At 58.2% G+C, this 26996-nt stretch carries 21 protein-coding genes; 10 read left to right on the forward strand and 11 right to left on the reverse strand.

Going from position 1 to position 26996, the window contains the following annotated elements:
- Positions 1-24: 24 nt before the first annotated feature.
- On the reverse strand, positions 25-945 hold the full coding sequence (gene ldtB, locus ACQG0S_RS06890; RefSeq protein ID WP_169441016.1) for a L,D-transpeptidase: 921 nt from the start codon (positions 943-945) through the stop codon (positions 25-27).
- A gap of 222 nt (positions 946-1167) precedes the next feature.
- Between ldtB and ACQG0S_RS06895 the strand changes: the two genes are divergently transcribed.
- Positions 1168-2763, forward strand: coding sequence for an ABC-F family ATPase (locus ACQG0S_RS06895; protein ID WP_023299657.1), 1596 nt, complete (start codon positions 1168-1170; stop codon positions 2761-2763).
- Between the two features lie 92 nt (positions 2764-2855).
- Here the strand turns inward: ACQG0S_RS06895 and ACQG0S_RS06900 are convergent, their stop codons facing one another.
- Together ACQG0S_RS06900 and ACQG0S_RS06905 are read right to left on the reverse strand one after the other, a co-directional pair.
- Positions 2856-5219 carry a glycoside hydrolase family 31 protein gene (locus ACQG0S_RS06900; RefSeq protein WP_169441018.1) on the reverse strand — a complete coding sequence of 788 codons (2364 nt, stop codon included), beginning with the start codon at positions 5217-5219 and terminating at the stop codon, positions 2856-2858.
- A 17-nt stretch (positions 5220-5236) separates the two neighbouring features.
- Complete coding sequence (locus ACQG0S_RS06905; RefSeq protein WP_022647536.1) at positions 5237-6538, reverse strand: MFS transporter; 1302 nt, start codon at positions 6536-6538, stop codon at positions 5237-5239.
- 285 nt (positions 6539-6823) lie between these two features.
- On the opposite strand from ACQG0S_RS06905, the gene ACQG0S_RS06910 reads away from it, so the two are divergent.
- The gene (locus ACQG0S_RS06910; RefSeq protein WP_032676354.1) at positions 6824-7897 is read left to right on the forward strand and encodes a LacI family DNA-binding transcriptional regulator; all 1074 of its coding nucleotides are present in this window, start codon (positions 6824-6826) and stop codon (positions 7895-7897) included.
- Here ACQG0S_RS06910 and ACQG0S_RS06915 read toward each other — a convergent pair.
- The 4 genes from ACQG0S_RS06915 to ACQG0S_RS06930 all read right to left on the reverse strand — a co-directional run bounded on the left by ACQG0S_RS06915 (position 7894) and on the right by ACQG0S_RS06930 (position 13619).
- The gene (locus tag ACQG0S_RS06915) at positions 7894-9150 is read right to left on the reverse strand and encodes a DUF1479 domain-containing protein (protein ID WP_169441020.1); all 1257 of its coding nucleotides are present in this window, start codon (positions 9148-9150) and stop codon (positions 7894-7896) included. The genes ACQG0S_RS06910 and ACQG0S_RS06915 overlap by 4 nt on opposite strands.
- A gap of 150 nt (positions 9151-9300) precedes the next feature.
- Positions 9301-10116 (reverse strand): Cof-type HAD-IIB family hydrolase, encoded by an 816-nt coding sequence (locus tag ACQG0S_RS06920; RefSeq protein WP_023299662.1) that lies wholly within the window; start codon positions 10114-10116, stop codon positions 9301-9303.
- Positions 10117-10282: 166 nt separating this feature from the next.
- Positions 10283-12715: a formate C-acetyltransferase/glycerol dehydratase family glycyl radical enzyme gene (locus ACQG0S_RS06925; protein WP_048966428.1), complete on the reverse strand. Its 2433-nt coding sequence runs from the start codon at positions 12713-12715 to the stop codon at positions 10283-10285.
- Between the two features lie 4 nt (positions 12716-12719).
- Complete coding sequence (locus ACQG0S_RS06930) at positions 12720-13619, reverse strand: glycyl-radical enzyme activating protein (protein ID WP_048966429.1); 900 nt, start codon at positions 13617-13619, stop codon at positions 12720-12722.
- Positions 13620-13746: 127 nt separating this feature from the next.
- Here ACQG0S_RS06930 and fsa point away from each other — a divergent pair, with 127 nt between their 5' ends.
- On the forward strand, positions 13747-14409 hold the full coding sequence (gene fsa, locus ACQG0S_RS06935; protein WP_426750142.1) for a fructose-6-phosphate aldolase: 663 nt from the start codon (positions 13747-13749) through the stop codon (positions 14407-14409).
- Between the two features lie 98 nt (positions 14410-14507).
- On the opposite strand, the gene moeB is transcribed toward fsa, so the two are convergent.
- On the reverse strand, positions 14508-15260 hold the full coding sequence (gene moeB, locus ACQG0S_RS06940) for a molybdopterin-synthase adenylyltransferase MoeB (RefSeq protein WP_048966430.1): 753 nt from the start codon (positions 15258-15260) through the stop codon (positions 14508-14510).
- A gap of 1 nt (position 15261) precedes the next feature.
- Positions 15262-16494: a molybdopterin molybdotransferase MoeA gene (gene moeA / locus ACQG0S_RS06945; protein WP_048966431.1), complete on the reverse strand. Its 1233-nt coding sequence runs from the start codon at positions 16492-16494 to the stop codon at positions 15262-15264.
- Between the two features lie 189 nt (positions 16495-16683).
- Between moeA and iaaA the strand changes: the two genes are divergently transcribed.
- Genes iaaA through gsiD form a run of 5 tightly spaced genes read left to right on the forward strand, consistent with a single transcriptional unit; the run spans position 16684 to position 22906 of the window.
- On the forward strand, positions 16684-17622 hold the full coding sequence (iaaA, locus tag ACQG0S_RS06950; RefSeq protein ID WP_048966432.1) for a beta-aspartyl-peptidase: 939 nt from the start codon (positions 16684-16686) through the stop codon (positions 17620-17622).
- An 11-nt stretch (positions 17623-17633) separates the two neighbouring features.
- The gene (gsiA, locus tag ACQG0S_RS06955; protein ID WP_426750145.1) at positions 17634-19505 is read left to right on the forward strand and encodes a glutathione ABC transporter ATP-binding protein GsiA; all 1872 of its coding nucleotides are present in this window, start codon (positions 17634-17636) and stop codon (positions 19503-19505) included.
- Positions 19506-19528: 23 nt separating this feature from the next.
- A complete protein-coding gene (gsiB, locus tag ACQG0S_RS06960) occupies positions 19529-21067 on the forward strand; it encodes a glutathione ABC transporter substrate-binding protein GsiB (RefSeq protein WP_023299669.1) in 1539 nt (512 codons plus the stop codon).
- Positions 21068-21072: 5 nt separating this feature from the next.
- Complete coding sequence (gsiC, locus tag ACQG0S_RS06965; RefSeq protein ID WP_048966434.1) at positions 21073-21993, forward strand: glutathione ABC transporter permease GsiC; 921 nt, start codon at positions 21073-21075, stop codon at positions 21991-21993.
- 1 nt (position 21994) lies between these two features.
- A complete protein-coding gene (gene gsiD / locus ACQG0S_RS06970; RefSeq protein WP_048966435.1) occupies positions 21995-22906 on the forward strand; it encodes a glutathione ABC transporter permease GsiD in 912 nt (303 codons plus the stop codon).
- A gap of 119 nt (positions 22907-23025) precedes the next feature.
- On the opposite strand, the gene rimO is transcribed toward gsiD, so the two are convergent.
- Positions 23026-24351: a 30S ribosomal protein S12 methylthiotransferase RimO gene (gene rimO, locus ACQG0S_RS06975; protein WP_023299671.1), complete on the reverse strand. Its 1326-nt coding sequence runs from the start codon at positions 24349-24351 to the stop codon at positions 23026-23028.
- 217 nt (positions 24352-24568) lie between these two features.
- On the opposite strand from rimO, the gene bssR reads away from it, so the two are divergent.
- On the forward strand, positions 24569-24952 hold the full coding sequence (gene bssR, locus ACQG0S_RS06980; protein ID WP_038415734.1) for a biofilm formation regulator BssR: 384 nt from the start codon (positions 24569-24571) through the stop codon (positions 24950-24952).
- 106 nt (positions 24953-25058) lie between these two features.
- Positions 25059-26177 (forward strand): PQQ-dependent sugar dehydrogenase, encoded by a 1119-nt coding sequence (locus ACQG0S_RS06985; protein WP_046618555.1) that lies wholly within the window; start codon positions 25059-25061, stop codon positions 26175-26177.
- Here ACQG0S_RS06985 and ACQG0S_RS06990 read toward each other — a convergent pair whose 3' ends face one another.
- Complete coding sequence (locus tag ACQG0S_RS06990) at positions 26178-26804, reverse strand: glutathione S-transferase family protein (protein ID WP_048966820.1); 627 nt, start codon at positions 26802-26804, stop codon at positions 26178-26180.
- Between the last annotated feature and the right edge of the window lie 192 nt (positions 26805-26996).

Raw genomic sequence — 26996 nt, forward strand, 5'->3', positions numbered from 1 at the left:
GGCCCGCTTTGTTCGTGCTCGCGATTAGTTCAAACGCACCGGCATACCGGAACGGTTCTGAATCGCCTGGTCAACGATGGTCGTGTCAACATCCGCCTGAGAGGTAACGGACTGCACCACGCTGGTCAGCTTAATCGGTACGATTTCGTTGTTGTTGATCTGATCTTCGCTGGTGGACAGCGGATTATGCACTTCAATGTAACGGCTGCCGTCCGGCTCTGACGTCGCTTTCACCGGTTCGTTAATGAACTGCACGCGCGTACCGACCGGCACGTTATCGAACAGGAATTTGATGTCTTCATTACGCAGACGTACGCAGCCGTGGCTTACGCGCAGGCCGATACCGAAGTTGGCGTTAGTACCGTGGATGGCATACAGACGACCAATGTACAGCGCGTACAGACCCATCGGGTTATCCGGGCCAGCAGGCACAACGGCCGGCAGCGGTTCACCGGCAGCAATGTACTCAGCGTGCATTTTGGCGGTCGGCGTCCAGGTTGGGCCCGCTTTCTTACGCTCCACTTTGGTGGTCCAGTTCAGCGGGGTGTCTTTACCCAGCTGACCGATACCGATAGGCAGAACGATCACGGTGTTGGTGCCTTTCGGGTAGTAATACAGACGCATTTCGGCGCTGTTAATCACGATACCTTCGTGCACGGTATCCGGCAGGATCAGCTGCTGTGGAATGTTGAGTACGGTACCCGCTTTCGGCAGATACGGGTCAACGCCCGGGTTCGCTTCCAGCATGTTAGACAGGCCGAGCTGATACTGCGCCGCGAAGTATTCCAGCGGCTGAGTGTTACCTTCCGGAACTGTCACCACCTGGTTTTCACCCACCAGACGGCTTCCGTCTGTCGGCAGGGGATACGTCACCGCAGACGCGGTCTTACAAAAACCTACTACGGCTAACGCCGCCGCAAAAAGCGTTGTTAATTTCATGTTCATGTTATGCGAGGTATCTAAGCCATTCTGGCGATGAGTTGAGAAGTCTGAATCTGTAATGGGAGCGCATTATATGTGCATTCCCGTTAACTGGGAATTCAGATGTGTACGAAATCACATTTTTTTCGATTTTGTTAAAGTTTAGTGGATTACCGCAACACAGGATCTCAATTCGGAATTGTGGCATAATGCCGCGTTTATCACACTTTTCGCAGGAATCTCTCCGTGTTAGTTACCAGCAACGTCACTATGCAGTTTGGCAGTAAGCCGCTGTTCGAAAATATTTCCGTCAAATTTGGCGGCGGCAACCGTTACGGCCTGATTGGTGCCAACGGTAGCGGAAAATCCACCTTTATGAAGATCCTCGGCGGTGACCTGGAGCCGACGCTGGGCAACGTGTCGCTCGACCCGAACGAGCGTATCGGTAAGCTGCGTCAGGATCAGTTCGCCTTCGAAGAGTTCACCGTGCTCGACACCGTGATCATGGGGCATGCGGAGCTGTGGGAAGTGAAGCAGGAGCGCGATCGTATCTACGGTCTCGCTGAGATGAGCGAAGAAGACGGTTACAAAGTGGCCGACCTGGAAACGCAGTACGGCGAAATGGACGGTTATTCTGCGGAAGCGCGTGCGGGCGAACTGCTGCTGGGCGTCGGCATTCCTGTTGAACAGCATTATGGTCCGATGAGCGAAGTTGCGCCAGGCTGGAAGCTGCGTGTGCTGCTGGCGCAGGCGCTGTTCTCTAATCCAGACATCCTGCTGCTCGACGAACCGACCAACAACCTGGACATCGACACCATCCGCTGGCTGGAGCAGACGCTGAACGATCGCGACAGCACCATGATCATCATCTCGCACGACCGTCACTTCCTGAACATGGTGTGTACACACATGGCGGATCTGGATTACGGCGAGCTGCGCGTTTATCCGGGCAACTACGATGAGTACATGACGGCGGCAACCCAGGCGCGTGAACGTCTGCTTGCCGACAACGCCAAGAAGAAAGCGCAGATTGCGGACCTGCAATCCTTCGTGAGCCGCTTCAGCGCCAACGCCTCTAAATCGCGCCAGGCAACGTCGCGTGCCCGTCAGATCGACAAAATCAAGCTGGAAGAGGTAAAAGCCTCCAGCCGTCAGAACCCGTTCATCCGCTTCGAGCAGGACAAGAAGCTGTTCCGTAACGCGCTGGAAGTGGAAGCCCTCACCAAAGGCTTCGATGAAGGCCCGCTGTTCAAAAACTTCAACCTGCTGCTGGAAGTGGGCGAGAAGATTGCTATCCTGGGCGCCAACGGCGTGGGTAAATCTACCCTGCTGAAAACTCTGGTGGGCGAAATGCAACCGGATAACGGTACCGTGAAATGGTCTGAAAACGCGCAGATTGGTTACTACGCGCAGGACCATGAATATGAGTTCGAAAACGATCTGACCGTCTTCGACTGGATGAGCCAGTGGAAGCAGGAAGGCGACGACGAGCAGGCGGTACGCAGCATTCTGGGGCGTCTGCTGTTCAGCCAGGACGACATCAAAAAGCCCGCCAAAGTGCTCTCCGGTGGTGAAAAGGGCCGTATGCTGTTCGGCAAGCTGATGATGGAAAAACCGAATATCCTGGTGATGGACGAACCAACCAACCACCTGGATATGGAATCGATCGAATCCCTGAACATGGCGCTGGAGATGTATCAGGGCACCCTGATCTTCGTCTCTCACGACCGTGAGTTCGTCAGCTCCCTGGCGACCCGCGTGATCGAAATCACGCCAGAGCGCGTGGTGGACTTCACCGGTAACTACGAAGATTACCTGCGCAGTAAAGGTATCGAGAGTTAAAAAAATAGCCGGGTGGCGGCTTCGCCTTACCCGGCCTACGTTCTATCCCCTCTCCCTGTGGGAGAGGGTTAGGGTGAGGGCATCAGGCCGCACTAAACCACCCACTCGCCCCCTTCAACCCCGTTCACCCGCAGCGTACGTTTTTCCCCCGTCGGTAATGACACCTTCAGCGCCTTCCATGCCGGACGATAGTCGCCGCGCGCATTCACCTTCAGGTTGATACTTGCGCCGTCGCACACCATCTCCCATTCCACCCACAGCGCATTGCCGTTCAGGTAGCCCCAGCTTTCGCCGTCATCCTCAAACAGCAGCCCGGAGGTGGTGCCGACGCCTTTCACCGGGAACAGTTTTAGCTCACGGGTATCGTCTTTATCGGCGCTCACGTGACGGATGCGTTCGCTGAGCGGCAAACCGGCCCCTGCGCGCACCAGAAGCGGCAGCTTTTCCAGCGGCGCATCAAGGACGATCGATTGCCCGCCCGCATACCACGTGTGGGTGTAAAAATCGTACCAGCCGGTTTCGTTATCCGGCAGCCAGACGCGGCGCTCGCGCTGCCCGGCTTCGACGACGCTGGCCACCAGCAGGTCACGGCCCAGCAGGAAGTCGTCGCACTCTTCAAAGGTCTGCGCATCGTGTTCATGATCGAGGAAGGTCGGGCGCAGCATCGGCTCGTCGTCGGCGTGCGCCTGCCAGAGCAGGGTGTAGAGATACGGCAGCAGGCGATAGCGCAGTTCAATGGCGCTGCGAATCGCAGGGGTCATGCCCGGGTACATCCACGGTTCGTTCACGGTGCGATCGTCATTCCACGAGTGGATGGTAAAGCGCGGATGCATCACGCCGTTCTGTACCCAGCGCACGAACAGCTCGGCATCCGGCTTGTCGCCGGAGAAACCGCCGACGTCGTGACCGACGTTGAACAGTCCGGACAGGCTCATGCCCAGGCCCATGCGGATGTTGTAGCGCAGGGTGTCCCAGTTGGTACGGTTGTCGCCGCTCCAGGTCTGAACGTAGCGCTGCATTCCGGCACAGCCGGAGCGGGAGATCAGATACGGACGTTTATCCGGCGCAAAGCGCTGCTGTGCTTCCAGCGAGGCGCGCATCATCAGCAGCGGCATCACCGGGCGAATATGCTTGATGGCGATCGCCTGGCCGAAGCCATAGCAGCGCGCCTCCCCGTCCCACACTTCATACTCGTTGTTGTCGTTCCAGGTGGAGTCGATGCCCATCTCCAGCAGCTGCGTGGTCACGCCGTTCTGCCACCACTGCACCGTCTGCGGGTTGGTGAAGTCGAGATGCGATCCTTCGTCATCCCAGAAGCTGGAACGTTCAGGCGCATCGGTTTCTGAATCGCGAATGAACAGGCCGCGTTCCGCCACTTCGCCGTAGCGGGGATGATCCTGCAACAGACACGGCTTGATGTTTGCCGCAAGCCGCAGCCCCGCGTCGTGGAACGCCTGGCTCATCACCTTCGGCTGCGGCACTTTGTCGTAGTTCCAGTTAAAGACGTAGCGCTTGCCGTTAATCGAGGTATAGCCGGAGGAGAGCTGGAACGAGTCGCACGGAATGGCATGCTCATCGCACAGGCGGATGAAGTTCATCAGCTGGTCCTGCGCGTCCGGCGCGTCGGTGTAGTGCATGGTTGAGCCGCTGTAGCCCAGGCTCCACTTCGGTCCGAACAGCGTTTTCCCCGTCAGGCGCACGAAGGCTTTCGTCACGTCCAGCACGCGCTTGCCGGTGAAGAGGTAGTAGTCAATATCGCCCGCTTCCGCCTGCCAGCGGCGGTAGGCGGTGTGATAGTTGTCGATCTCGTTACCCAGATCCAGCCAGCAGCTGCTCAGGTTATCGTAGAACAGGCCGTAGCTCACGTCATCGCGACGGGTGAGGGTGAACGGGATGTGCTTGTAAAGCGGATCGGTGCTGGCGGCGTTATAGCCCATCGCGTCCAGGTTACGCATCTCATAGCGTTTGCCGTTACGCTGTAAATCCCCCGCTTTCTCACCCAGACCGTAAAAACGTTCATCCTTGCGACGGCTGAGATAGTGCGCCACGCCGTCACCGTGGGCATTGAGCAGGTAGGCGCTGGTGGGACGGTCGTTAACCAGCGGCTGCCACTCGCCCGCTTCATTGCGGTAGTGCCACTCCAGCCACAGGGGCTGGTGGACGGTGACGCGCAGTTGTTCGGTCGCTACGGTTAACGCATCGCCCTGCTGCGTCAGTGTCCAGGCCGGGCAGGTGAAGCCGCTGACATCGTCGCGACGGCGGCCTTCCCACGGTACGTCTTGTTCCGGCGCGATGCTCCAGGTGCGGTCCAGCGCCAGCTGGCCTTTACGCTTGATCAGCACGCGGAACAGATTCTCTTCCAGCACATACAGGCACAGACGGTGCTGGTTATCCACCAGCAGTTCCAGATGATTCGCTGACTGCGTATCGATGGTCCAGTTTTTCAGGGTTTTCATATGCAATACATCCACTATCAGGCGCGCTTGGCGCGACGTTCAGCAATAAATGCCACCAGGAACAAAGCGCCAATCAGGTCAAAGAAGCCCATGGCGATAAAGAGCGGGTTGAAGCCGATTTTGTCGGCGGTCACCCCAATCAAAAGAGAGAACAGGAAGCTGGCGATCCACGCCGCCGAGCCGCGCATGCCGTTAACCGTCGCCATCTGGCCCTTGTCGAACGACTCCACGACCAGCGCGCTCAGCATGCAGGAGATAATCTGGTGGCCGAAACCGCCGATGGAGATCAGCACGATGGTGATATACGGGTCGCGGGTCACGGCCACAACGGCCAGAGAAATCATCAGAAACGCGCCGGTCACTGAACTTGCCACCACCGAGTTGACGCGGGTGCAGCCGAACCAGCGGGTATAAAGCCGGGTGAGGTAGCCACTCGCCACGCTGCCGAGGTCGGCGGCGAGGAACGGCAGCCAGGCGAACATCGCGATCTGTTTCAAATCCATGCCGTGCTCTTTGGCGAGGTACAGCGGCACCCAGAAGCTCAGCACCGCCCAGGCGGGTTCCGCCATAAAGGCCGGAATGGCGATACCGTAGAACCGTTTGTTCTTCGAGACGGTTTTCAGCGCGGTCAGAAAGGGCAGCCTGACCGGAGCGGGTTCGTTATCCTGTTTGATAAACGCCAGCTCGTCGCGGCTCAGGTTCGGGTGCTGCTCCGGGTTGTGATAGAAGATCCACCATAGGATCACCCACAGCAGCGCCAGCACGCCGGTAAACATAAACGCACCCTGCCAGCCGAACGACGCATGAGCGAAGTAAATGATTGGCGGAGCCAGCATCGCACCGATGGAGAAGCCCACGCCCGCCCAACCGGCGGCAACAGGACGCTCTGATTTCGGGAACCATTCACCGATGGTTTTGGCGTTCGCTGGCGTGGCGGCGGCTTCGGACGCGCCCATAAAGAAGCGAAGGATCGCGAGATGCAGCCAGCTCCCGGCACCTGCGTGGAAGATACACATCAGCGCCCAAATCCCGGCGCAGACCATAAAGCCAATCTTGAGGCCGATAACGTCAATCAGCCAGCCGCACAGGGGCTGGAAAATGGTATAGGCGATCTGGAACGCGCCGACGATCCACGAGTATTGCTCGGTGGTGATGCCGAGGCTCTCTTTCAGCTCGGGGGCGAGAATACCTAACGAGTTACGGGTGATGTAGTTTACGGTCACGCCAAGAAGAAACAGCACCAGTACGTACCAGCGCAGATTCTTAATGACGCGACGGGTTTTGCTTGTCGCAACGGTGTTGTTGATGTCCTGACTCATTTTCTTCTCCACAAGACGGACGGTAAGGGACAAAGGTTCAGGTGTCACACAGCGTCAGGCGTTTGAAAGTTATCTGTTTTAGAGTGCTAAGCTGCTATACAACTAGTATGGAAGTTGTGTGACAGGTTCACCTTAAGAGAGAAATTGAGCAGGAAATAGTGGATTTTGTGCAAACTTTCTCATAACCGAGGTTTAATTTTCGGCATTATGGCCTTCTCGCAAGTTATTACCTGATAAAGATGTTGTGAAAATTTTTTCATTTCACATCCGGAGCCAGATCACAAAATGGATAAAAGGCTTAAAATCACCGAAATCGCCGCCCGTACCCGGCTCTCCATCAGCACCGTTTCCCGCGTGCTGGCGGGGAAGGCAAACACCAGCGAAAAAGCACGGGCAACGGTGCTGGCATGCGCGCGGGAGCTGGGGGTAATAGAGGGCATGGCGGCGGGGCGTCTGTTGCTTAACAGCCTGATGGTGTTTGCCCCGCAGCGGGCGTTTGACGAGCGGTCTGACATCTTTTATTACCGCGTCATCCAGAGCGTGAGCAAAGGGCTGGCCTCGCACGAGGTTCGCCTGCGTTACTGTGCGCTGGAGGAGAACGACAGCGACGCCCAGCTGTTTCTGGCCCGCATGAACGAAGTGGACACCCAGGCGGCGATCCTCCTCGGTATCGACGATCCGCATATCCACGATCTGGCGGTAGACGTGGGCAAACCCTGCATGCTGATTAACTGCCGGGACCGCCACATGCGCCTGCCCGCCGTCGCGCCGGATCACCGCGCCATTGGCGAGCGGGCGGCGGAGTACCTGTTCGAGATGGGGCACCGGGAGGTGATGAATGTGCTGTGTTTGCGTCGCTATACCATGGAGCTGCGCCTGTCGGGGATCCGCGACGCGTGGCACGGCCATAACCTCAGGTTTAGCGACCGGCGCGATCTGCTGATGGTGCCAAGCTTTAGCGCCAAAGAGACGGAGCAACTGGTGAGTGAGTGGCTTCACCAGCAAAAAGGGAAAGATCTGCCGACGGCGTTCCTGGTGGGCGGCGACTTTATGGCGGCGGGGACCATCAGCGCCCTGCAAAAACACGGTCTGCGCGTGCCGCAGGATGTCTCGGTGATGAGCATCGACGGCTTTAATCTCGCGGCGATTCAGGATGTGCCTCTGACGGCGGTGCATGTCCCGCGCGATGAGCTGGGAACAGAAGCGGTATATATGCTCCAGCAGCGGCTGATGCGCCCGGACGCGCCGGTCGGAACATTGCTGCTGAACGGCACGCTGGCCGTGCGGGAATCGGTACGGCGGATACGTCAGGGAAAACGACGCACCGCCGTTGAGCGGGAAGGGCTTTACGACAGTTAAGCCATGCCCAGCGCGCGCTTGCCGTGGATGTTCAGATCGTTCACGGTGAAACGGTCCTGCCAGCTTTTCTCATAATCCTCGCGCGGGAAATCTCCCGGTGACGCGCCGGTTTCCAGCGCTTCCTTGACCTTTTTCGCGTAGGCGAGGTTTTTCTCGCACATCGGCGCGGCAGGAATATACATCACGTTGCCCCAGCCCTGTTGGTTTTCCACCGGCGCGACCGAGTGGATCACATCGCAGTGCCACCAGACAGAATCACCGGCTTCCAGCGCGGGAATGCTGGTCAACGATTCGATGAGCAGCGGATGCCACTTCTCAGAAATCGGCAGCACGCGCCCCGGCGCCACGCCGCACAGTTCGTCTTCCGGCACGTCGTCCAGCAGCGGACGCAGCAGAATGTAAGCCATCGCTTCCGGGATCGGCACCACGTGCAGCAGTCCCTGGCCGGGGATCATATCCGACAGTGCCGTCCAGCCCTGGAAGGTGCGGAACACGGAGCATTTGGTGGTGTTATCCACCGTGTACTCTTCCACCTCGGTACGGTGCGCAGCATTCCACGGGTCGTATTTCTCAACGTTGCCGTCAAACACGCGGGCAAAGACCTGCTGATAAGCGGGCAGCAGCCAGCGCTCCAGCGCGCCGGAATCGGTGTGTGCGCCAAGTCCTTTCGAGGTTGTTCCTGGTGGGCGGCGGCGAATGCGGTCCGGATAAATTACGCTCACGTCCGGGTCGAACCACTGCTTACCGTTGCTCTCAAATGTCCATAAACGATTCAGGAACGACTGTACCTGTGCCATCTCTTCACTCTGGCGCGCCTGCATTTGCGCCTGAGACCAGTAGATCGGATAAATCTCCGGGCGAGAGGCCGTTAAGGTGCCGAAGAAGTTATCGCCGGGTCCTTTGTAAACCTCGTCAAACTTATTCAGATCGAGGTAGTCGAGCATCGATTGATCCCATGCCAGCGCCTGCTCGCGCGGGAAGTGGCTTTTGATCACCGCGCAGCCGCGACGTTTAACCGCTTCGCGCTGTTCGGCGGTGATCGTACCGTTTTTCACATCCGTAAAGGGGATTACCGGCCATACGGATTCACCTTTATTTTTAAGGGCGTTAATTTCCGCCACGCGGGCGGCGATTTTGTCGCTAAGCCGGTCGAACACTGCCTGCACGTCACCGATCTGGGCCCGTAGCGCGCGTTTCATCTGACGAATTGCTGCTTTGTGGTCCGCTGGCAACGTTTCGCTGGTAAAGGTCATAACTGCCTCTCATCTTTCATTCGAAAGTAAAAGTGTCTACAAGTGATACTTTAAGTTAAAAATAAGTTAATGCAAGTTTAAAACCTTGACGGGCGCCACAGGATGGAAAAAGAGTGAAGGGGCCGGAGTGAGGCTCCGGCAGGTAGGGGATCAGACGTCGAACGGGGAGTGGGCGTCGAGCACGGCCTGAATCACATTCAGCGCGCCCTGATGGTTGTTATCGTCGGTAGTGTAACGGCTGACCGCTTTAATGCTTTCTGCCGCATTGCCCATCGCAAATGAATATTTCACCAGCTTCAGCATTTCCGCATCGTTGCCACTGTCGCCAATGCCGACGCACGCCTGCGGGGAGACTTTCCAGCGTTTCAGCAGACGACTGATGCCGTTGGCTTTGTGCAGGCCCGGGATAATCAAATCGACAAAACCGAAGCCGCTGGTAACCGGCTTCATGATGCCGTCCAGGGAGACATGCAGTTTATCGACCAAATTCGGGATATCGCTGTCCGGCAGGTTCAGGGAGAATTTAAACAGCACGTCGTCAATGTCGCGGTAATCGCTGATGGGTTTTAAGCGATGGTAGTGTTTCGACATCAGCTTCACGAACGCTTCTGGAGCCTTATCGCTGACGTACGCGCTCTCCAGCCCGCATGCCACAAAGTTCAGCCCTTTGTCTTTCAGTAGTTCACCAATGACGATCTGCGACTCATGACGCGTTAGCTCACCGTGGAAAATCTGTTCGCCGTGGTCGAACACCAGCGCGCCGTTTTCCGCGACGAAGGAGATCTGATCTTTCAGCTCCGGGAAAAAGGAGATGAGCTGGTAATACTGGTTGCCGCTGGCGACAACAAATTCGATGTTACGGGCTTTAAGCTGCTCAAACTGTGCCTGGAAGCGGTCACGATCGTACTGCTTGGCATCATCAAGGAAAGTTCCGTCCATATCGGTGACGATAACTTTTACGGTCATACTGTGCTCCTGGGTCACTGCGTTTTGAAACATTCTAATAACAAGGTGACGGGGAGCACAAATTTAATTTCGAATGAAAGTCAGAAAGCCGGGTGGCGGCTTCGCCTTACCCGGCCTAAGGGGAGACAATGTAGGCCCGGTAAGCGAAGCGCCACCGGGCGTTTTTTTACAGTGTATGCTCGGTACGGGCAATAATATCGTCCTGCGCATCCGGTGACAGGGCGGTGAAGAACGCCGAGTAACCCGCGACGCGCACCACCAGGTCACGATACTGATCAGGGTGTTTCTTCGCTTCCAGCAGCGTTTCGCGCGAGACAATGTTGTACTGAATATGCCAGCCTTTATGCACCTCGAAGAAGGTGCGCAGCAGCACCATCAGCTTCTGGCGATCGCTGTCGTTTTCCAGCGTCGACGGGTTCAGCTTCTGGTTAAGCAGCACGCCGCCGAGGATCGCTTCCGTCGGCAGTTTACCCACGGAGCCAATCACCGCCGTCGGGCCGAGGTGGTCGGTACCGGAGGCCGGGCTTGCCCCTTCCGCCAGCGGGGTGTGCGCTTTACGTCCGTCCGGCGTCGCCATGGTTGCTGCGCCAAACGGCACGTTTGCGGAGATAGACGACGTGCCCGCGTAGTAGTTACCTCCAATTGGGCCACGGCCATAGCGTGGGTTGTGATACTGCTTCAGCTCTTCAATGTAGGTTTCGTAGGCACGGGTCAGCAGCAGGTCCACGCTGTCGTCGTCGTTGCCGTACTTCGGCGCGCCGTTGATCAGGCGCTGGCGCAGCTGCTCGTGGGTCAGCCCCTCGAAGTCATCCGCCAGCGCCGCCGCCAGCTGTTGCTGACCGATAACGCCCTGGTCAAACACCAGCTTCTTCACCGCGGCCAGGCTGTTACCGAGGTTGGCGATCCCCACCTGAAGGCCGGAAACCCAGTCATACTTCGCGCCGCCCTGCTTAATGCTTTTCGCGCGTTCGATGCAGTCATCCACCAGCGCCGAGCAGAGAATATCGTGGACGTTCTCTTCCAGCATGGTGTCCACCACGTACTCGATCTCAATGGATTTGCGGGTGTAGTAGCGGATCTGGTTATCCCACGCCGCCATCACTTCGTCGAAATTGCCGAAATTACCGGCCGAAAGCGCTTTTTCCTGCGGCAGGAATACCAGGCCGCTGGTGGCATCGCGACCGCCTTCCAGCGCTGCCAGCATCACGCGGGCGAAGTTGATAAAGCTCATGCCGGTGCAGCGATAGCCCCACTTTCCGCCGACGGCGGTTTCGATGCAGCCAATCGCCGCATAGTCATACGCGTCCTCTCGTTCCACGCCGAGCTTGATAAATTCCGGGATGACGATTTCATCGTTGTTAAACGCCGGCATCCCGAAGCCGCAGCGGATCACCTGCACGCAGGCGTCGAGGAAGTCGTTGCTCATGCCCGCGTGGTAGCGCACGCTCAGGTTTGGCTGGGTGGAGCGCAGACGGCCGCAGGATTCCAGAATTGCGTAGGAGAGCGGGTTGACCGCGTCCATTGGCTCGCCGTTGACCAGCTTCTGGCCGCCGATGGTGACGTTCTGATACAGCGGGCTGCCCGCAGAGGCTTTGGAGTGCGAGCCGGAGCGGATTTTGTTCACCTCCAGCAGCTTCAGCCAGCAGCTGTGCAGCAGCTCGATGGCGTGCTCGCGATCCAGGCTCTGGTCCAGCTCCACGTCGCGGCGATAGTACGGGTAAAGGTACTGGTCCATACGGGCAAAGGAGACGGAGTGACCGTTGGACTCAATTTGCAGAATCAACTGAATGAAGTAGCACAGCTGTAGCGCCTGCCAGAAGGTTTTTGGCGGCTGGTGGGCGATGATGTCGCAGTTTTCCGCCATCGCCAGCAGCTCGTCCCGGCGGCTGTCGCGGGTTTCGCTGGCGGCCATCTCACGAGCCAGATCGGCGAAGCGCCTGATGTGCAGGCTTACGGCTTCCAGCACGATATCAATGGCTTTCAGGAACTGATCGCCGTGCAGATCGTCCAGTACCGTCAGGTTGATGCGCGAGCGGCGCTCGGCTACTTTCGCGCGCAGGCCGTCGAGCCCTTTCTCCAGCACCAGCGGGAAATTCACCGCCAGGTGTGCGTCACCGGAGGTCATGTTACCTTCCGCTTTGATGATGCCGGTTTCCAGCAGGCCCTTCTGCTCGTCGGTAAACATACCGTAGCAGCGATCCTGTACCGTCTGGCCGCGCCACCACGGGCAGATTTCATGCAGAACGCGTTTATTCTCTTCGCTCACCGCAAAGCCTGCACCTGGACGGTCCGCCAGATCGTCAATCTCTTTCTCAATCCAGGAGACGGTATATTCCGGGAAGATCGGCGCGGCACGCACTTCGCTGGCCTGGTTACCGATAATCAGCTCATCGTGCTTGATCCAGATGGTACGTTTTGCCAGGTGGTGGGCGAGGGCCAGCGCGCGACGTACCGGGATCGGCTTGTCCAGATGCTGCTGGTACATTTCGGTATAGTGCTGCGCGCGTTCGGTACAGACCGGCGGCTTAACGATATGCACCAGAGCCGTTTTGTGCGCCTTGATGCGCTCGCTGAGGGTGTTGAGATTCAGGGTGGTCATAAGTTTATCCTCGTAAGGTCGCGGTTAACCCTTTCTGGCAGGCATACTGCTGCGCGAAGTCCAGCAGGGCAGGGTTATCCAGCGGTTTGTCAGGGGCAGAGTAGGGTTGGCCGAGCAGGGTGTATTTGTTCATGCCCAGCGTGTGATACGGCAGAAAATGAATATCATCGACGCCGAGTTCATCGGCGGCGAAGTTGGTAATGGCGGTAACCGACGCTTCATCGGCGTTAAAGCCCTGGATCAGCGGCACGCGGATGGTGATCTTCTTCCCGACGGTAGCCAGGCGCTTCAGGTTGTCCAGGATCCGCTTAGCAGAACCATCGGTCCACTGCTTGAACACCTCGCCGTCGACATGTTTCAGATCCGCCAGGAACAGATCGACATACGGCAGTGAAGGCTCGATATAATGCCAGGGCACGTGAAGGCAGGTTTCAACCGCAGTATGAATGCCTTGTTCATGGCTGACTTTAAACAGGGCGTGCGCCAGGTCAGGATTCATAAACGGCTCGCCGCCGGAAAGGGTGATCCCGCCGCCGCTGCGGTCGTAGAAGGGCTTGTCGCGTAGCACGGTGGCCATAATCTCCTCCACCTGCTTCTCTTCACCGCAGACGGTAAGCGCCTGCGTCGGGCAGCAGTCGGTGAGGACAGTGAGCGTCTTTTCACTTAATTTTTCACGATGGATGATCAACCCGTTCAGCGCACGTTCAACACACCCTGGCGCGGCCTGCTGACACAGGTCACAGCCGTCCAGACACAGACGGGCGTCAAACAGGACGTCCCGCGTGCGGGAGCGGCTTTCCGGGTTCTGGCACCAGCGACAGCCCAGCGAGCAGCCTTTCAGGAACACCACGGTTCGAATACCGGGGCCGTCGTGGGTGGAGTAACGCTGTATGTTGAAGATCATTTTTTTGCCCTCTGATTACATATGAAGATTAAATTACTTTCGAATGAAAGTTATCTTGATATGGGTCAATTCATGAGCAGGTTTTCTCGTGATAGGGTAAATGCAGGCAAATTTTGAGGGTGACATCATGGAACTTTATCTCGACACATCTGACGTTGCGGCAGTCAAAAAGCTGGCGCGTATCTTCCCGCTGGCGGGCGTGACCACTAACCCAAGCATTGTGGCGGCGGGTAAAACGCCTTTGGAAGAACTGCTGCTCGCGCTGCACGACGCGCTGGGCGGCAGGGGCCGGCTGTTCGCCCAGGTGATGGCGAAGACCGCCGAGGGGATGGTGGAAGACGCACGTAAGCTGCGCGCGATAATCAATGACCTGGTGGTGAAAGTGCCCGTGACCGCTGAAGGGCTGGCGGCGATCAAAATGCTGAAAGCAGAAGGGATCCCGACCCTGGGTACCGCGGTATACGGCGCAGCGCAGGGGATGCTCTCCGCGCTGGCGGGTGCTGAGTATGTGGCCCCTTACGTGAACCGCGTGGACGCGCAGGGCGGGGACGGGATCCAGACGGTGATTGAACTGCAACAATTGCTGACGCTGCACGCACCGCAGTCAAAGGTGCTCGCCGCGAGCTTTAAAACCCCGCGCCAGGCGCTGGACTGCCTGCTGGCAGGGTGCGAGTCCATCACGCTACCGCTGGACGTGGCGCAGCAGTTTATTACCTCTCCGGCAGTAGATGCGGCAATTGTGAAGTTTGAGCAGGACTGGCAGGGGGCGTTTGGGCGGACGTCTATTTGATGCTGTTGCCGGGTGGCGCTGACGCTTACCCGGCCTACGATTTTCTCCCTCTCCCTGTGGGAGAGGGCCGGGGTGAGGGCATCAGGCCGCAGCAGGGTTTAACCTCCGCACACCTCACACCCCGGATTACGCATCAGCTTCATCTCGCGGAACTGACAGGTCATCGCGTCATACATCACGATTTTGCCCGCTGCGGGCGTGCCGTAATGCGCCAGCACCTTAATCGCCTCCATCGCCTGCAAGGAACCAATCACCCCAACCAGCGGCGCCATCACGCCCGCCTCGACGCAGGTCAGCGCATTCTCGCCAAACAGACGGCTCAGGCAACGGTAGCAGGGCTCTCCCTCAGCGTAGGTGAAAACGCTGATTTGCCCCTCCATGCGGATGGCCGCGCCGGAAATTAGCGGCGTTTTATGGGCAAAGCAGCCCGCATTGAGCTGGTTGCGAATGGCGACGTTATCGGTGCAGTCCAGCACCAGGTCATGCCGTGCAATCTGCGCAAACAGCGCGTCGTCATCCAGCATCGCGTCAATCAGGGTGAACTGAACGTTGGGGTTAATTCGCGCCAGCGCCCTGCGCGCAGATTCCACTTTCGGCTGACCAACCGTCGCGTCGCTGTGTAGCGTCTGGCGTTGCAGGTTCGACACCGACACGGTATCGAAATCCAGCAGCGTCATGCGGCCGACGCCCGCCGCAGCCAGATATTGCGCCGCCGCGCAGCCCAGCCCGCCAAGGCCGACAACCAGCACGCTGGCCGCCTTGAGCGCTTCCTGACCCTCGAAATCAAACCCGCGCAGCACGATCTGGCGGTTGTAGCGCATCATCTCCGGGTCGCTCAGTTCCACCGTCATGTCAGCCTCCGAACAGGTGGTTAAAGCGTTCCACTTCAACCCATTCGCCCGCCTCAACGTGGCCGCGATCGCGCTCCAGCACGATAAAGCAGTTACCCTGGCTGAAGGAGCTAAAGATGTGCGAACCCTGATGCCCGGTGGTGCTCACCTCCAGCTCGCCATCGGCGTTGCGTGCCAGAATGCCGCGCTGGAAATCGAGACGGCCCGGAGATTTTTTGAGGCGCGTTGCCGCCCGCACGCGCACACGTTCCGGCAGCGGGTCGGCATTGTTGCCTGAGAGCTTCGCCAGCAGCGGGATCACCAGCTGGTAGAAGGTCAGCGCGGCAGAGACCGGGTTACCCGGCAGGCCACAGAACCAGCTGTGCGGAAGTTTGCCAAACGCGAACGGTTTGCCCGGTTTAATCGCCAGCTTCCAGAAGGCGATTTCACCCAGCTCTTCAAGCAGGGTTTTGGTGTAATCCGCTTCGCCAACCGAAACGCCGCCGGAGCTGATCACCACGTCGGCAAAGGCGTCCGCGTCGATAAACGCCGCGCGCAGTTTCTCCGGATCGTCAGGAATGATGCCGAGGTTAATCACCTCGCAGCCCAGTTGCTCAAGCATCAGGTGCACCGCCAGACGGTTGGTGTCGTAAATCTGCCCCTCGTTCAGCGGCTGACCCGGAAGCTGTAGCTCGTCTCCCGTGGAGAACACCGCCACGCGTACCTTGCGGACAACGTCAATCTCCGCGATGCCAAGCGATGCCAGCACCGGCAGTTCGGCGACCGTCAGTTTTTGCCCGGCGGCAAAGACCGTTGCGCCGAGGGTAATGTCTTCCCCGATGTGGCGGATATTCTGTCCCGCTTTGACGCTGGCGGTAAAACGCACGCCGTCGTCCGTTAGTTCGGTCTCTTCCTGCATCACCACGGCTTCACAGCCTTTTGGCACCGGCGCGCCGGTCATAATGCGCACGCAGGTGCCCGCTGGCCACTCACCGTTGAACGGCTGCCCGGCAAAGGCTTTACCTGCCACCGGCAGCGGCTGACCCGTTTGCAAATCCGCCAGACGTACGGCATAGCCGTCCATCGCCGCGTTATCGAACCCCGGCACGTTCAGCGGCGAGACGATATCGCGCGCGGCAATACGGCCAAAACAGCGCACAAGCGGCAGCGTCTCAACGTCGTGCAGGGGAGTAATACGATCAAGCATCTGCGAGAGTGCCGTCTCAAGCGGCATCAGTCCGGCGGTAAAATCCATGGTGGGCTCCTGCGGAGTAACAACGAAAGCGCTCATTATGGCAGAAAAGTGCGGCTAACTGTATGACCCGATGGGTGTACGCTTTACATCACAGTTGCGTCTTTCTATATTCAAAAATCATCTGAAGATTCGTCGACGATAATGATATTTATAGAAAAAGCAGCCAGCCAGGCTGATGGGTGATGCGAAATGAGTAAAGCGGTTATCGCAATTCATGGCGGTGCCGGGGCAATCACCCGTGCACAGCTCAGTCTCGAGCAGGAGAAGCGTTATATTGATGCGCTGAACGCCATTGTGGAAACAGGCCAGCGCATGCTGGAAGCGGGCGAAAGCGCGCTGGACGTGGTGACCGAAGCGGTGCGCCTGCTGGAGGAGTGTCCGCTGTTTAATGCCGGTATTGGCTCGGTCTTTACGCGCGATGAAACGCATGAACTGGATGCCTGCGTGATGGACGGTATCACCCTGAAAGCGGGAGCGGTGGCGGGCGTCAGCCGACTGCGCAATCCCGTGCTGGCCGCGCGTCTGGTGATGGATCAAAGCCCGCATGTGCTGCTGACCGGGGCGGGGGCGGAGAAATTTGCCGTCGAGCACGGGATGGATACGGTCTCGCCCGATCTTTTTTCCACCGAGGAGCGTTACCGGCAGTTGCTGGAGGCCCGTACAGCGGGGATGACGCAGTTGGACCATGCCGCGCCGCTCGATGAACGCAGCAAAATGGGCACGGTAGGCGCGGTGGCGCTGGATAAAGCCGGTAACCTCGCCGCCGCGACGTCGACAGGCGGTATGACCAACAAGCTTCCCGGACGCGTCGGCGACAGTCCGCTGCCGGGGGCCGGGTGTTACGCTAATAACGCCACGGCGGCGGTGTCATGCACCGGCACTGGCGAAGTGTTTATTCGCGCGCTGGCGGCCTACGACATTACCGCGCTAATGGATTACGGCGGATTAAGTCTGAGTGAGGCCTGCGAGCGGGTGGTAATGGAGAAACTGCCAGCCCTGGGCGGAGAAGGTGGCTTAATCGCGGTGGATCGGGAGGGCAACGTGGCGCTGCCGTTCAACAGTGAAGGGATGTACCGGGCGTGGGGGTATGCCGGCGATGCGCCCAGCACAGGCATTTATCGTGAATAAGGGGGCATTGCGTGCCGCACAGTGAAGAGCTGGACAACTGCGAAGTGCTGGCTGTCCACCAACTGAATATTGCCTTTCAGGAAGAGCGGCAGTTCATCCCTGCAGTACAGAATTTATCGTTTTCGCTCAGGCGCGGCGAGACGCTGGCGATTGTCGGCGAGTCCGGATCCGGTAAATCGGTTACCGCGCTGGCGCTGATGCGTCTGCTTGAGCAGACGGGCGGGCAGGCCACCAGCGAGCGGATGCTGTTGCGCCGTCGCAACCGTCAGGTTATCGATCTCAACGAGCTGAGCGCGTCCCGGATGCAGGGGGTGCGCGGGGCGGATATTGCGATGATTTTTCAGGAGCCGATGACCTCCCTGAACCCGGTCTTCCCGGTGGGCGAGCAGATTGCCGAATCTATCCGCCTGCATCAGGGATTGAGCGGTGATGAGGCGCTCAACGAAGCTAAACGGATGCTGGAGCTGGTACGTATCCCTGAGGCGCACGCGATTTTGTCCCGCTATCCGCATCAGCTTTCCGGTGGCATGCGCCAGCGGGTGATGATTGCGATGGCGCTGTCGTGCCGTCCGGCGGTGCTCATTGCGGACGAACCCACCACGGCGCTGGATGTCACCATTCAGGCCCAGATCCTGCAACTGATTAAGGTGTTGCAGCAGGAGATGGAGATGGGGGTGATATTCATCACCCACGATATGGGGGTGGTGGCGGATATTGCCGATCGGGTGCTGGTTATGCATCAGGGCAATGCTGTGGAAACCGGCACGGTGGAGCAGGTCTTTCATGCGCCGGTGCATCCTTATACTAAAGCGCTGCTGGCGGCGGTCCCGCGTCTGGGCGCCATGAATGGCAGTGATTTTCCGCGCCGTTTTCCGCTGTTCTCTCAGACCGAACAGGGCCAGCAGGAAGACGAAACCGAGCAGAACACGGTGGTTTCCGGCAGGCCGATCCTTGAAGTGCGTGACCTGGTGACCCGTTTCCCGCTGCGCAGCGGGATCCTTAACCGCGTGAAGCGCGAAGTGCATGCGGTTGAATACGTCAGTTTTGATCTCTGGCCGGGCGAAACGCTGGCGCTGGTGGGGGAGTCCGGCTGCGGTAAATCCACCACCGGGCGGGCGCTGCTCAGGCTGGTTGAGTCGCAGGAGGGGAGCATCACCTTCAACGGTGAGCGCATCGATACACTCCCCAATGGTAAATTGCAGGCGGTACGCCGGGATATTCAGTTTATTTTTCAGGATCCTTATGCGTCGCTCGATCCGCGCCATACGGTGGGGTACTCGATTATGGAGCCGCTGCGGGTGCACAACCTGCTCGACGGTGAAGCCGCGCAGCGCCGCGTCGCGTGGCTGCTGGAGCGCGTGGGCCTGAAACCGGAGCATGCCTGGCGTTATCCGCACGAATTTTCTGGCGGTCAGCGACAGCGTATCTGCATAGCCCGGGCATTGGCCCTGAATCCGAAAGTGGTGATTGCGGATGAGTCCGTGTCAGCGCTGGATGTCTCCATCCGCGCGCAAATCATCAATCTCCTGCTCGATTTACAGCGGGATTTGGGCATTGCGTTTCTGTTTATCTCTCACGATATGGCGGTGGTTGAGCGGATCAGCCATCGCGTGGCGGTGATGTACATGGGGCAAATTGTTGAAATTGGCCCCCGTCGGGCGGTATTTGAAAACCCGCAGCATCCGTACACCCGCAAGCTGATGGCCGCCGTACCGGTTGCCTATCCTGAGCATCGTCACGCCCAGCGCGTGCTGTTGCAGGACGAAATGCCGAGCAATATTCGTAAACGGGGCGAAACTCTGGAGCGCGTGGCGCTGCGTGAAGTCGGTCCCGGTCATTTTGTCGCACCCCCGCGTCAGGGCAATGCATTCTCGCGGTTATAACTTACAACAGGCAGGAGAACACAATGGTTCCTTTTGTTGCTCGTCAATGGCTGCTTGCCGCGAGCGTGACGGCTGCGCTGGCCGCCGCCCCCGCGATCGCGGCGAAAGACGTGGTGGTGGCTGTGGGGTCTAACTTCACGACGCTGGATCCGTATGATGCTAACGACACCCTTTCTCAGGCGGTGGCAAAATCCTTCTACCAGGGGCTGTTCGGCCTGGACCGCGAGATGAAGCTGAAAAACGTGCTGGCGGAAGGTTATACCGTGTCGGACGACGGGCTGGTCTATACCGTTAAGCTCCGTACCGGCGTGAAGTTCCAGGACGGCACCGACTTCAACGCCGAGGCGGTTAAGGTCAACCTGGACCGAGCCAGCAATCCGGAAAACGGTCTTAAGCGCTACAACCTGTATAAAAATATCGCCCAAACCGAGGTGATTGATCCGGCGACGGTGAAGATCACCCTCAAAGAGCCGTTCTCGGCGTTTATCAATATCCTGGCGCATCCCGCGACGGTGATGATTTCCCCTGCGGCGTTGAAGAAATACGGCAAAGAGATTGGCTTCCACCCGGTGGGGACCGGACCGTACGAACTGCTTACCTGGAACCAGACCGATTATGTGAAGGTGAAGAAATTCGCCGGATACTGGCAGCCGGGGCTGCCGAAGCTGGATACCCTCACCTGGCGGCCGGTCGTGGACAACAATACCCGCGCCGCGATGCTGCAAACCGGCGAAGCGCAGTTTGCCTTCCCGATCCCCTACGAACAGGCAGCGTTGCTGGCGAAAAACAGCAAGCTGGAGCTGGTGGCCAGCCCGTCGATTATGCAGCGCTACATCAGCATGAACGTCACGCAGAAACCGTTTGATAACCCGAAGGTGCGCGAAGCCATCAACTACGCCATTAACCGCCAGGCACTGGTGAAGGTGGCCTTTGCCGGCTACGCCACCCCGGCGACGGGCGTGATGCCGCCAACCATTGAGTACGCGCAGAGCTATCAGCCGTGGCCGTACGATCCGGCGAAAGCGCGGGAACTGCTGAAAGAGGCGGGCTATCCGAACGGCTTTAGCACCACGCTGTGGTCGTCGCATAACCACAGTACCGCGCAGAAGGTGCTGCAATTTACCCAGCAGCAGCTGGCGCAGGTGGGCATTAAAGCCAGGGTCACGGCGATGGATGCCGGACAGCGCGCGGCGGAAGTGGAAGGCAAAGGACAGAAAGAGAGCGGCGTGCGGATGTTCTACACCGGCTGGACGGCTTCAACCGGTGAAGCGGACTGGTCCCTGTCGCCGCTGTTTGCTTCCCAGAACTGGCCGCCAACGCTGTTCAATACCGCGTTCTACAGTAATCCGCAGGTGGATAAGGATCTGGCCGATGCCCTGAAAACCACCAAACCGGAAGAGAAAGCGCGCCTGTACAAAGAGGCGCAGGACATTATCTGGAAAGAGTCGCCGTGGGTGCCGCTGGTGGTGGAAAAACTGGTCTCAGCCCACAATAAAGCGCTGACCGGTTTTTACATCATGCCGGATACGGGCTTTAGCTTTGACGACGCGGATCTAAAATAAAACTCATGCTGAATTATGTGTGTAAACGCCTGCTGGGGCTTATCCCGACGCTGCTGATTGTGGCCGTGCTGGTGTTTTTGTTTGTCCACATGCTGCCCGGCGATCCGGCGCGTTTGATTGCCGGACCGGAAGCGGATGCGACGGTTATCGAACTGGTACGTCAACAGCTCGGTCTTGATCAGCCGCTGTATCGGCAATTTCTGCGCTACATTGGCAATGTCCTTCAGGGCGATTTCGGCATCTCGATGGTGTCGCGTCGTCCGGTGTCGGAGGAGATTGCCAGCCGCTTTATGCCCACCTTCTGGTTAACGATTGCCAGTATGAGCTGGGCGGTTGTGTTTGGCCTGGGCGCGGGGATTGTCGCCGCCGTCTGGCGCAACCGCTGGCCGGATAAGCTCGGTATGGCGCTGGCAGTCACCGGTATCTCTTTCCCGGCGTTTGCGCTGGGTATGCTGCTGATGCAGATTTTCTCCGTCGAGCTGGGCTGGTTGCCCACCGTCGGGGCCGACACCTGGAAGCACTACATTCTGCCCTCTATGACGCTTGGCGCAGCCGTTGCGGCAGTGATGGCCCGTTTCACCCGCGCCTCCTTTGTCGACGTGCTGAGCGAAGATTACATTCGCACCGCGCGGGCAAAAGGGGTGAGTGAGAAATGGGTCATTCTGAAGCATGGTTTTCGTAATGCGATGATCCCGGTGGTCACGATGATGGGGCTACAGTTCGGCTTCCTGCTGGGCGGTTCTATCGTGGTTGAGAAGGTCTTTAACTGGCCGGGGCTGGGGCGCCTGCTGGTCGACTCGGTCGATATGCGTGACTATCCGGTTATTCAGGCTGAAGTTCTGCTTTTCTCGCTGGAGTTTATTCTTATCAACTTAGTGGTGGATGTGCTGTACGCCGCCATTAACCCGGCCATCAGGTATAAGTAAGATGCGATTACTGAACTGGCGTCGCCAGGCCATTTTAAACGCTATGCCGGGGATCAGGCCGGACCATATTCGCACCCCGTGGGTTGAGTTCTGGCGTCGATTCCGTCGTCAGCCCGTCGCTATGGTCGCCGGGTTGTTTGTGTTACTGCTGATCCTGGTGGCGATTATCGCCCCCTGGATAGCCCCGTTTGATGCGGAAAATTACTTCGATTACGACCGGCTGAACGATGGACCGTCGATGATGCACTGGTTTGGCGTGGACTCGCTCGGGCGCGATATTTTTAGCCGCGTGCTGGTAGGGGCGCAGATCTCGCTGGCGGCCGGGGTCTTTGCGGTGCTGATGGGCGCAGCAATTGGCACCGTGTTTGGGCTGGTGGCCGGGTACTATGAAGGCTGGTGGGACCGCATCATCATGCGTATCTGCGACGTGCTGTTTGCCTTTCCCGGTATTCTGCTGGCGATTGCCGTGGTGGCGGTGATGGGCAGCGGCATGGCGAACGTCATCATCGCCGTGGCGGTATTCACGATTCCCGCTTTCGCGCGCCTGGTACGTGGCAACACGCTGGTGCTGAAGCAGCAGACCTTTATCGAGTCGGCCCGCAGCATGGGAGCCAGCGATGCCACAATCCTGTTCAGCCATATTCTGCCGGGAACGGTCTCGTCTATCGTGGTCTATTTCACCATGCGCATAGGCGTGTCGATTATCTCGGCGGCCAGCCTGTCGTTTCTGGGGTTAGGCGCACAGCCGCCGACGCCGGAGTGGGGCGCGATGCTGAACGAGGCGCGGGCGGATATGGTGATCGCCCCGCACGTGGCGATCTTCCCGAGCCTGGCGATTTTCCTGACCGTGCTGGCGTTTAACCTGCTGGGGGATGGGCTGCGCGACGCGCTGGATCCGAGGATTAAGGGGTAGGTTTTTGCAGGAACTTACCCCTCACCCTAACCCTCTCCCCTGAGGGGAGAGGGGACTGCTCGGTGCGGTCTGTTCCCCCTCGCCCCTTTGGGGAGAGGGCCGGGGTGAGGGGTTAAAGATTAAACCCGGCTGCCCCACAAATCATACTCGTCGGCGTTTTCAACCTTCACGCGAATAATATCGCCCGGCTTGACGTTGGTTTCCCCGTTCAGGTACACCGCGCCGTCGATTTCAGGCGCATCCGCCATGCTGCGGCCAATCGCGCCTTCTTCGTCCACTTCGTCGATAATGACCAGAATTTCGCGGCCCACTTTCTCCTGCAAGCGTTCAGCAGAGATCTGCTGTTGCAGCTGCATAAAGCGGTTCCAGCGTTCCTCTTTGACCTCTTCCGGTACCTGGTCCGCCAGCTCGTTGGCCGTTGCGCCTTCAACCGGGCTGTACTTGAAGCAGCCCACGCGATCCAGACGCGCTTCTTTCAGGAAGTCGAGCAGCATCTGGAAATCTTCTTCGGTTTCACCCGGGAAGCCAACGATGAAGGTGGAGCGCAGGGTCAGTTCAGGGCAGATCTCGCGCCACTGCTTGATGCGCGCCAGCTGGCGGTCAACGGATCCAGGACGCTTCATCAGCTTCAGAATGCGCGGGCTGGCGTGCTGTAACGGGATATCCAGATACGGCAGGATTTTGCCTTCCGCCATCAGCGGAATCACGTCGTCAACGTGCGGGTAAGGGTAGACGTAGTGCAGACGCGTCCAGATCCCGAGCTTAGCAAGCTGCTCGCACAGGCCAACCATGCTGGTTTTTACCGGCTCGCCGTTATGGAAGCCGGAGCGGTGTTTGACGTCCACGCCGTAGGCGGAGGTGTCCTGGGAGATGACCAGTAACTCCTTCACGCCCGCGTCGGCCAGGCGTTTGGCTTCTGCCAGCACCTCGCCAATCGGACGGCTCACCAAATCGCCACGCATCGACGGGATGATGCAGAAGGTGCAGCGATGGTTGCAGCCTTCGGAAATTTTCAGGTAAGCATAGTGGCGCGGCGTCAGCTTCACGCCCTGTTCCGGCACCAGGCTCAGGAACGGGTTGTGCTTTGGCTTTGGTACGTAGTGATGAACATGTTCCAGCACCTGCTCGTAGCTGTGCGGGCCGGTGATCTCCAGTACCTTCGGGTGCACTTCGCGGATCTGATCCACCTTCGCGCCCAGGCAGCCGGTGACAATCACTTTGCCATTTTCCGTCAGGGCTTCACCAATGGCTTCCAGTGACTCCTGGACCGCGCTGTCGATGAACCCACAGGTGTTGACGATCACCATGTCGGCGTTGTCGTAGCTTGGCACCACGTCATAGCCTTCAGTGCGAAGTTCAGTCAGGATGCGTTCGGAATCCACCAGGTTCTTCGGGCAGCCCAGGGAGACAAAGCCGATTTTCGGCGGGTGCGTAACATTGCTCATAGGTTAAAAATTCATCAATTATGGAGTTATCAGGGCGGGATTTTACAGCGTATCGCGGGGGATTTATACACTCTTGATGGCGCAGTTGAGGCGGGCAATCGTTGTAACATTGTAAAGAATGTTAATCAGTTATCGTTTATTGATCTCAGGCATCACATTGTACAAAAAATGACCTTATTATTAATAGGGTAACATGGCTGACAGAGGAGGAAATAGCATGTCCGTTGACAGACTGAAACGCGATCTGCTTAACAAGCTGATCAACGCCCGAATCGACCTGGCTGCATATCTGCAACTCCGCAAGGCGAAAGGGTATATGTCAGTCAGCGAAAGCGAAAATCTGCGTGAAAATTTCTTTGAACTTTGCAATTTCATGCGTGAAAAAGCACCCATCCTGAAAGCGCACTGCGCTGAAAACGAATTAGTGGCGCTGCGCCGCGCCGCCGAGGTGCTTTCCATCGCAGGGGTCTGTTTGATGAACGGACGTCACGACTGCCCGAATTTTATTGCCGTTAACGCGGAGAAGCTTGAAAACTGCCTGACCACGCTCGCGCTTTGCATCATGTGTCTGAACAAGCCGGAAACGCTTGCCCGACACTGAACCCGGGGGAGGCAACTCCCCCTTTTGATTAAGCTTTTGTAAAAGTGTTAACGCACCCGGGAACAGTGGCTAATCTTTAAGCCATATGCCGATAAAGGAGTGCGTTATGCCTCGATCCTCGCTGCTTTTCCTCCCTGTACTGTTATTCCCGCTTTCGCTGCTTGCGGCGCCCGAGACGGTTAAGGTCGACGTGCTACAGACAAAACTGGATCACCCCTGGTCGCTGGCGTTTCTGCCTGATAATAAGGGGCTGCTGATCACGCTAAAAGACGGGCAGCTTAAGCACTGGCAGGCAGGGAAAGGGCTCTCCGATCCGATTGTCGGCGTGCCGAAGGTCTGGGCGAGCGGCCAGGGCGGATTGCTGGACGTGGTGCTGGCCCCGGATTTTGAACAATCACGGCGGATCTGGCTCAGCTTCGCCGAGGCGGGTGATGATGGAAAAGCGGGCACCGCGGTGGGCTACGGGCGGTTGAGCGATGACCTCTCGCGCATTGAGGGCTTCCAGGTGGTATTCCGACAGATGCCGAAGCTCTCTACTGGCAACCACTTTGGTGGACGGCTGGTGTTCGACGGCAAAGGCCATCTCTTTATTGGCTTAGGTGAAAACAACCAGCGCCCGACGGCGCAGGATCTGGATAAGCTTCAGGGCAAGGTGGTGCGCCTGACGGAGGACGGGAAAGTGCCGCCGGATAACCCGTTTGTGAACACAGCCGGTGCACGGCCTGAAATCTGGTCTTACGGCATTCGCAACCCGCAGGGGATGGCGATGAACCCGTGGAGCGACGCGCTGTGGCTTAATGAACACGGCCCTCGCGGCGGGGATGAGATCAACATTCCTGAAAAAGGCAAAAACTACGGCTGGCCGATGGCGACGCACGGGATCAACTACAGCGGCCTGAAAATCCCGGAAGCGAAAGGCGAGCACGTTGAGGGCACTGAAAAACCGCTGTTTGTCTGGAAAGTGTCGCCCGCCGTCAGCGGCATGGCGTTCTACAACAGCGACGTCTTCCCGCAGTGGAAAAACAAGCTGTTTATCGGCGCGCTGAAGGAGAAAGACGTCATCGTGCTGAGCGTGAAGGGCAATACCGTGACGGAGGACGGGCGCATTCTTGGGGATAAAGATCAGCGAATTCGCGATGTGCGCGTCGGGCCGGATGGTTATCTGTACGTGCTGACCGACGAGACGGACGGGCAGCTTTGGAAAGTCAGCCCGTCCGGGTCGTAATCAGGTCACCGGGATCATCACCACGTTGCGATACGCCGGGCGCTCGCTGAGCTGCTGGATCCAGCGCTCAAGGTGAGGGCGCGGGGTCCAGCTGAGACCCATGTTAGTGAGGTTCCAGACGAAAGGGGCGACGGCGATATCGCCCACGCCGAACGTGTCGCCGGAGAACCAGGTATGCTTCGCCAGTTCGCCGTCCATCATCGCAAACAGCGACTCGCACGCGTCCTGGGCGGCATGAATGGCGGGATAATCACGATCGGCTTCCGGCGTACGGATAAGCCCCATCAGGATCACGCGGTGCGTTGGGGAAAGCGTCTGGTTTGCCCAGTCCATCCATTTTTCGCCCTGCGCGCGCTGGGCTGGATTTTCTACCCACAGCCGACCCTGGCCGTACTGCGCGGCGAGGTATCGCACGATGGTGTTAGACTCCCACAGCGTGGCGTCTGTCTCGTCATCGCGCAGTAGCGGCACCAGTCCGTTTGGGTTCATCGCCAGGTAGTCCGCGTCTTTATTCACGCCAAACTCCAGGCCCGCCATAACCTGCTTAAACGGTAAATCCAGCTCTTCCAGCGTCCAGAGCACTTTTTTCACGTTGGTCGAATTGTTCCTGCCCCACAGCGTAATCATATTTACTCCCGATGAGATGTGAATCCGAGTCAGCTTTTCGCCATGGTGAGATAAACCTAACAATTACGCAACAGATGCTAAAAAAAACACCGCAATCAAAGCGTATCTGAATGTTATTGCATAAACTTTAAAAACTTTACCTGGAACAGGTTTCTTTGAAGGCTGTAGTGCGCTATTACTCATCGCTTCTTG

Origin of the sequence: Enterobacter cloacae complex sp. 418I7, from assembly GCF_050030705.1 — a bacterium.
Classification (GTDB): domain Bacteria; phylum Pseudomonadota; class Gammaproteobacteria; order Enterobacterales; family Enterobacteriaceae; genus Enterobacter; species Enterobacter intestinihominis.

What these genes read in the sequence shown, in the direction of transcription:
- ACQG0S_RS06990 (WP_048966820.1), bottom strand. Translation starts at nt 26,804, where the DNA reads ATGATTACGCTGTGGGGCAGGAACAATTCGACCAACGTGAAAAAAGTG.
- ACQG0S_RS06985 (WP_046618555.1), top strand. Translation starts at nt 25,059, where the DNA reads ATGCCTCGATCCTCGCTGCTTTTCCTCCCTGTACTGTTATTCCCGCTT.
- gsiD (WP_048966435.1), top strand. Translation starts at nt 21,995, where the DNA reads ATGCGATTACTGAACTGGCGTCGCCAGGCCATTTTAAACGCTATGCCG.
- ldtB (WP_169441016.1), bottom strand. Translation starts at nt 945, where the DNA reads ATGAACATGAAATTAACAACGCTTTTTGCGGCGGCGTTAGCCGTAGTA.
- fsa (WP_426750142.1), top strand. Translation starts at nt 13,747, where the DNA reads ATGGAACTTTATCTCGACACATCTGACGTTGCGGCAGTCAAAAAGCTG.
- ACQG0S_RS06930 (WP_048966429.1), bottom strand. Translation starts at nt 13,619, where the DNA reads ATGATCTTCAACATACAGCGTTACTCCACCCACGACGGCCCCGGTATT.
- rimO (WP_023299671.1), bottom strand. Translation starts at nt 24,351, where the DNA reads ATGAGCAATGTTACGCACCCGCCGAAAATCGGCTTTGTCTCCCTGGGC.
- bssR (WP_038415734.1), top strand. Translation starts at nt 24,569, where the DNA reads ATGTCCGTTGACAGACTGAAACGCGATCTGCTTAACAAGCTGATCAAC.
- gsiC (WP_048966434.1), top strand. Translation starts at nt 21,073, where the DNA reads ATGCTGAATTATGTGTGTAAACGCCTGCTGGGGCTTATCCCGACGCTG.
- ACQG0S_RS06900 (WP_169441018.1), bottom strand. Translation starts at nt 5,219, where the DNA reads ATGAAAACCCTGAAAAACTGGACCATCGATACGCAGTCAGCGAATCAT.
- moeA (WP_048966431.1), bottom strand. Translation starts at nt 16,494, where the DNA reads ATGGATTTTACCGCCGGACTGATGCCGCTTGAGACGGCACTCTCGCAG.
- iaaA (WP_048966432.1), top strand. Translation starts at nt 16,684, where the DNA reads ATGAGTAAAGCGGTTATCGCAATTCATGGCGGTGCCGGGGCAATCACC.
- moeB (WP_048966430.1), bottom strand. Translation starts at nt 15,260, where the DNA reads ATGACGGTGGAACTGAGCGACCCGGAGATGATGCGCTACAACCGCCAG.
- ACQG0S_RS06910 (WP_032676354.1), top strand. Translation starts at nt 6,824, where the DNA reads ATGGATAAAAGGCTTAAAATCACCGAAATCGCCGCCCGTACCCGGCTC.
- ACQG0S_RS06915 (WP_169441020.1), bottom strand. Translation starts at nt 9,150, where the DNA reads ATGACCTTTACCAGCGAAACGTTGCCAGCGGACCACAAAGCAGCAATT.
- ACQG0S_RS06920 (WP_023299662.1), bottom strand. Translation starts at nt 10,116, where the DNA reads ATGACCGTAAAAGTTATCGTCACCGATATGGACGGAACTTTCCTTGAT.
- gsiB (WP_023299669.1), top strand. Translation starts at nt 19,529, where the DNA reads ATGGTTCCTTTTGTTGCTCGTCAATGGCTGCTTGCCGCGAGCGTGACG.
- ACQG0S_RS06905 (WP_022647536.1), bottom strand. Translation starts at nt 6,538, where the DNA reads ATGAGTCAGGACATCAACAACACCGTTGCGACAAGCAAAACCCGTCGC.
- ACQG0S_RS06925 (WP_048966428.1), bottom strand. Translation starts at nt 12,715, where the DNA reads ATGACCACCCTGAATCTCAACACCCTCAGCGAGCGCATCAAGGCGCAC.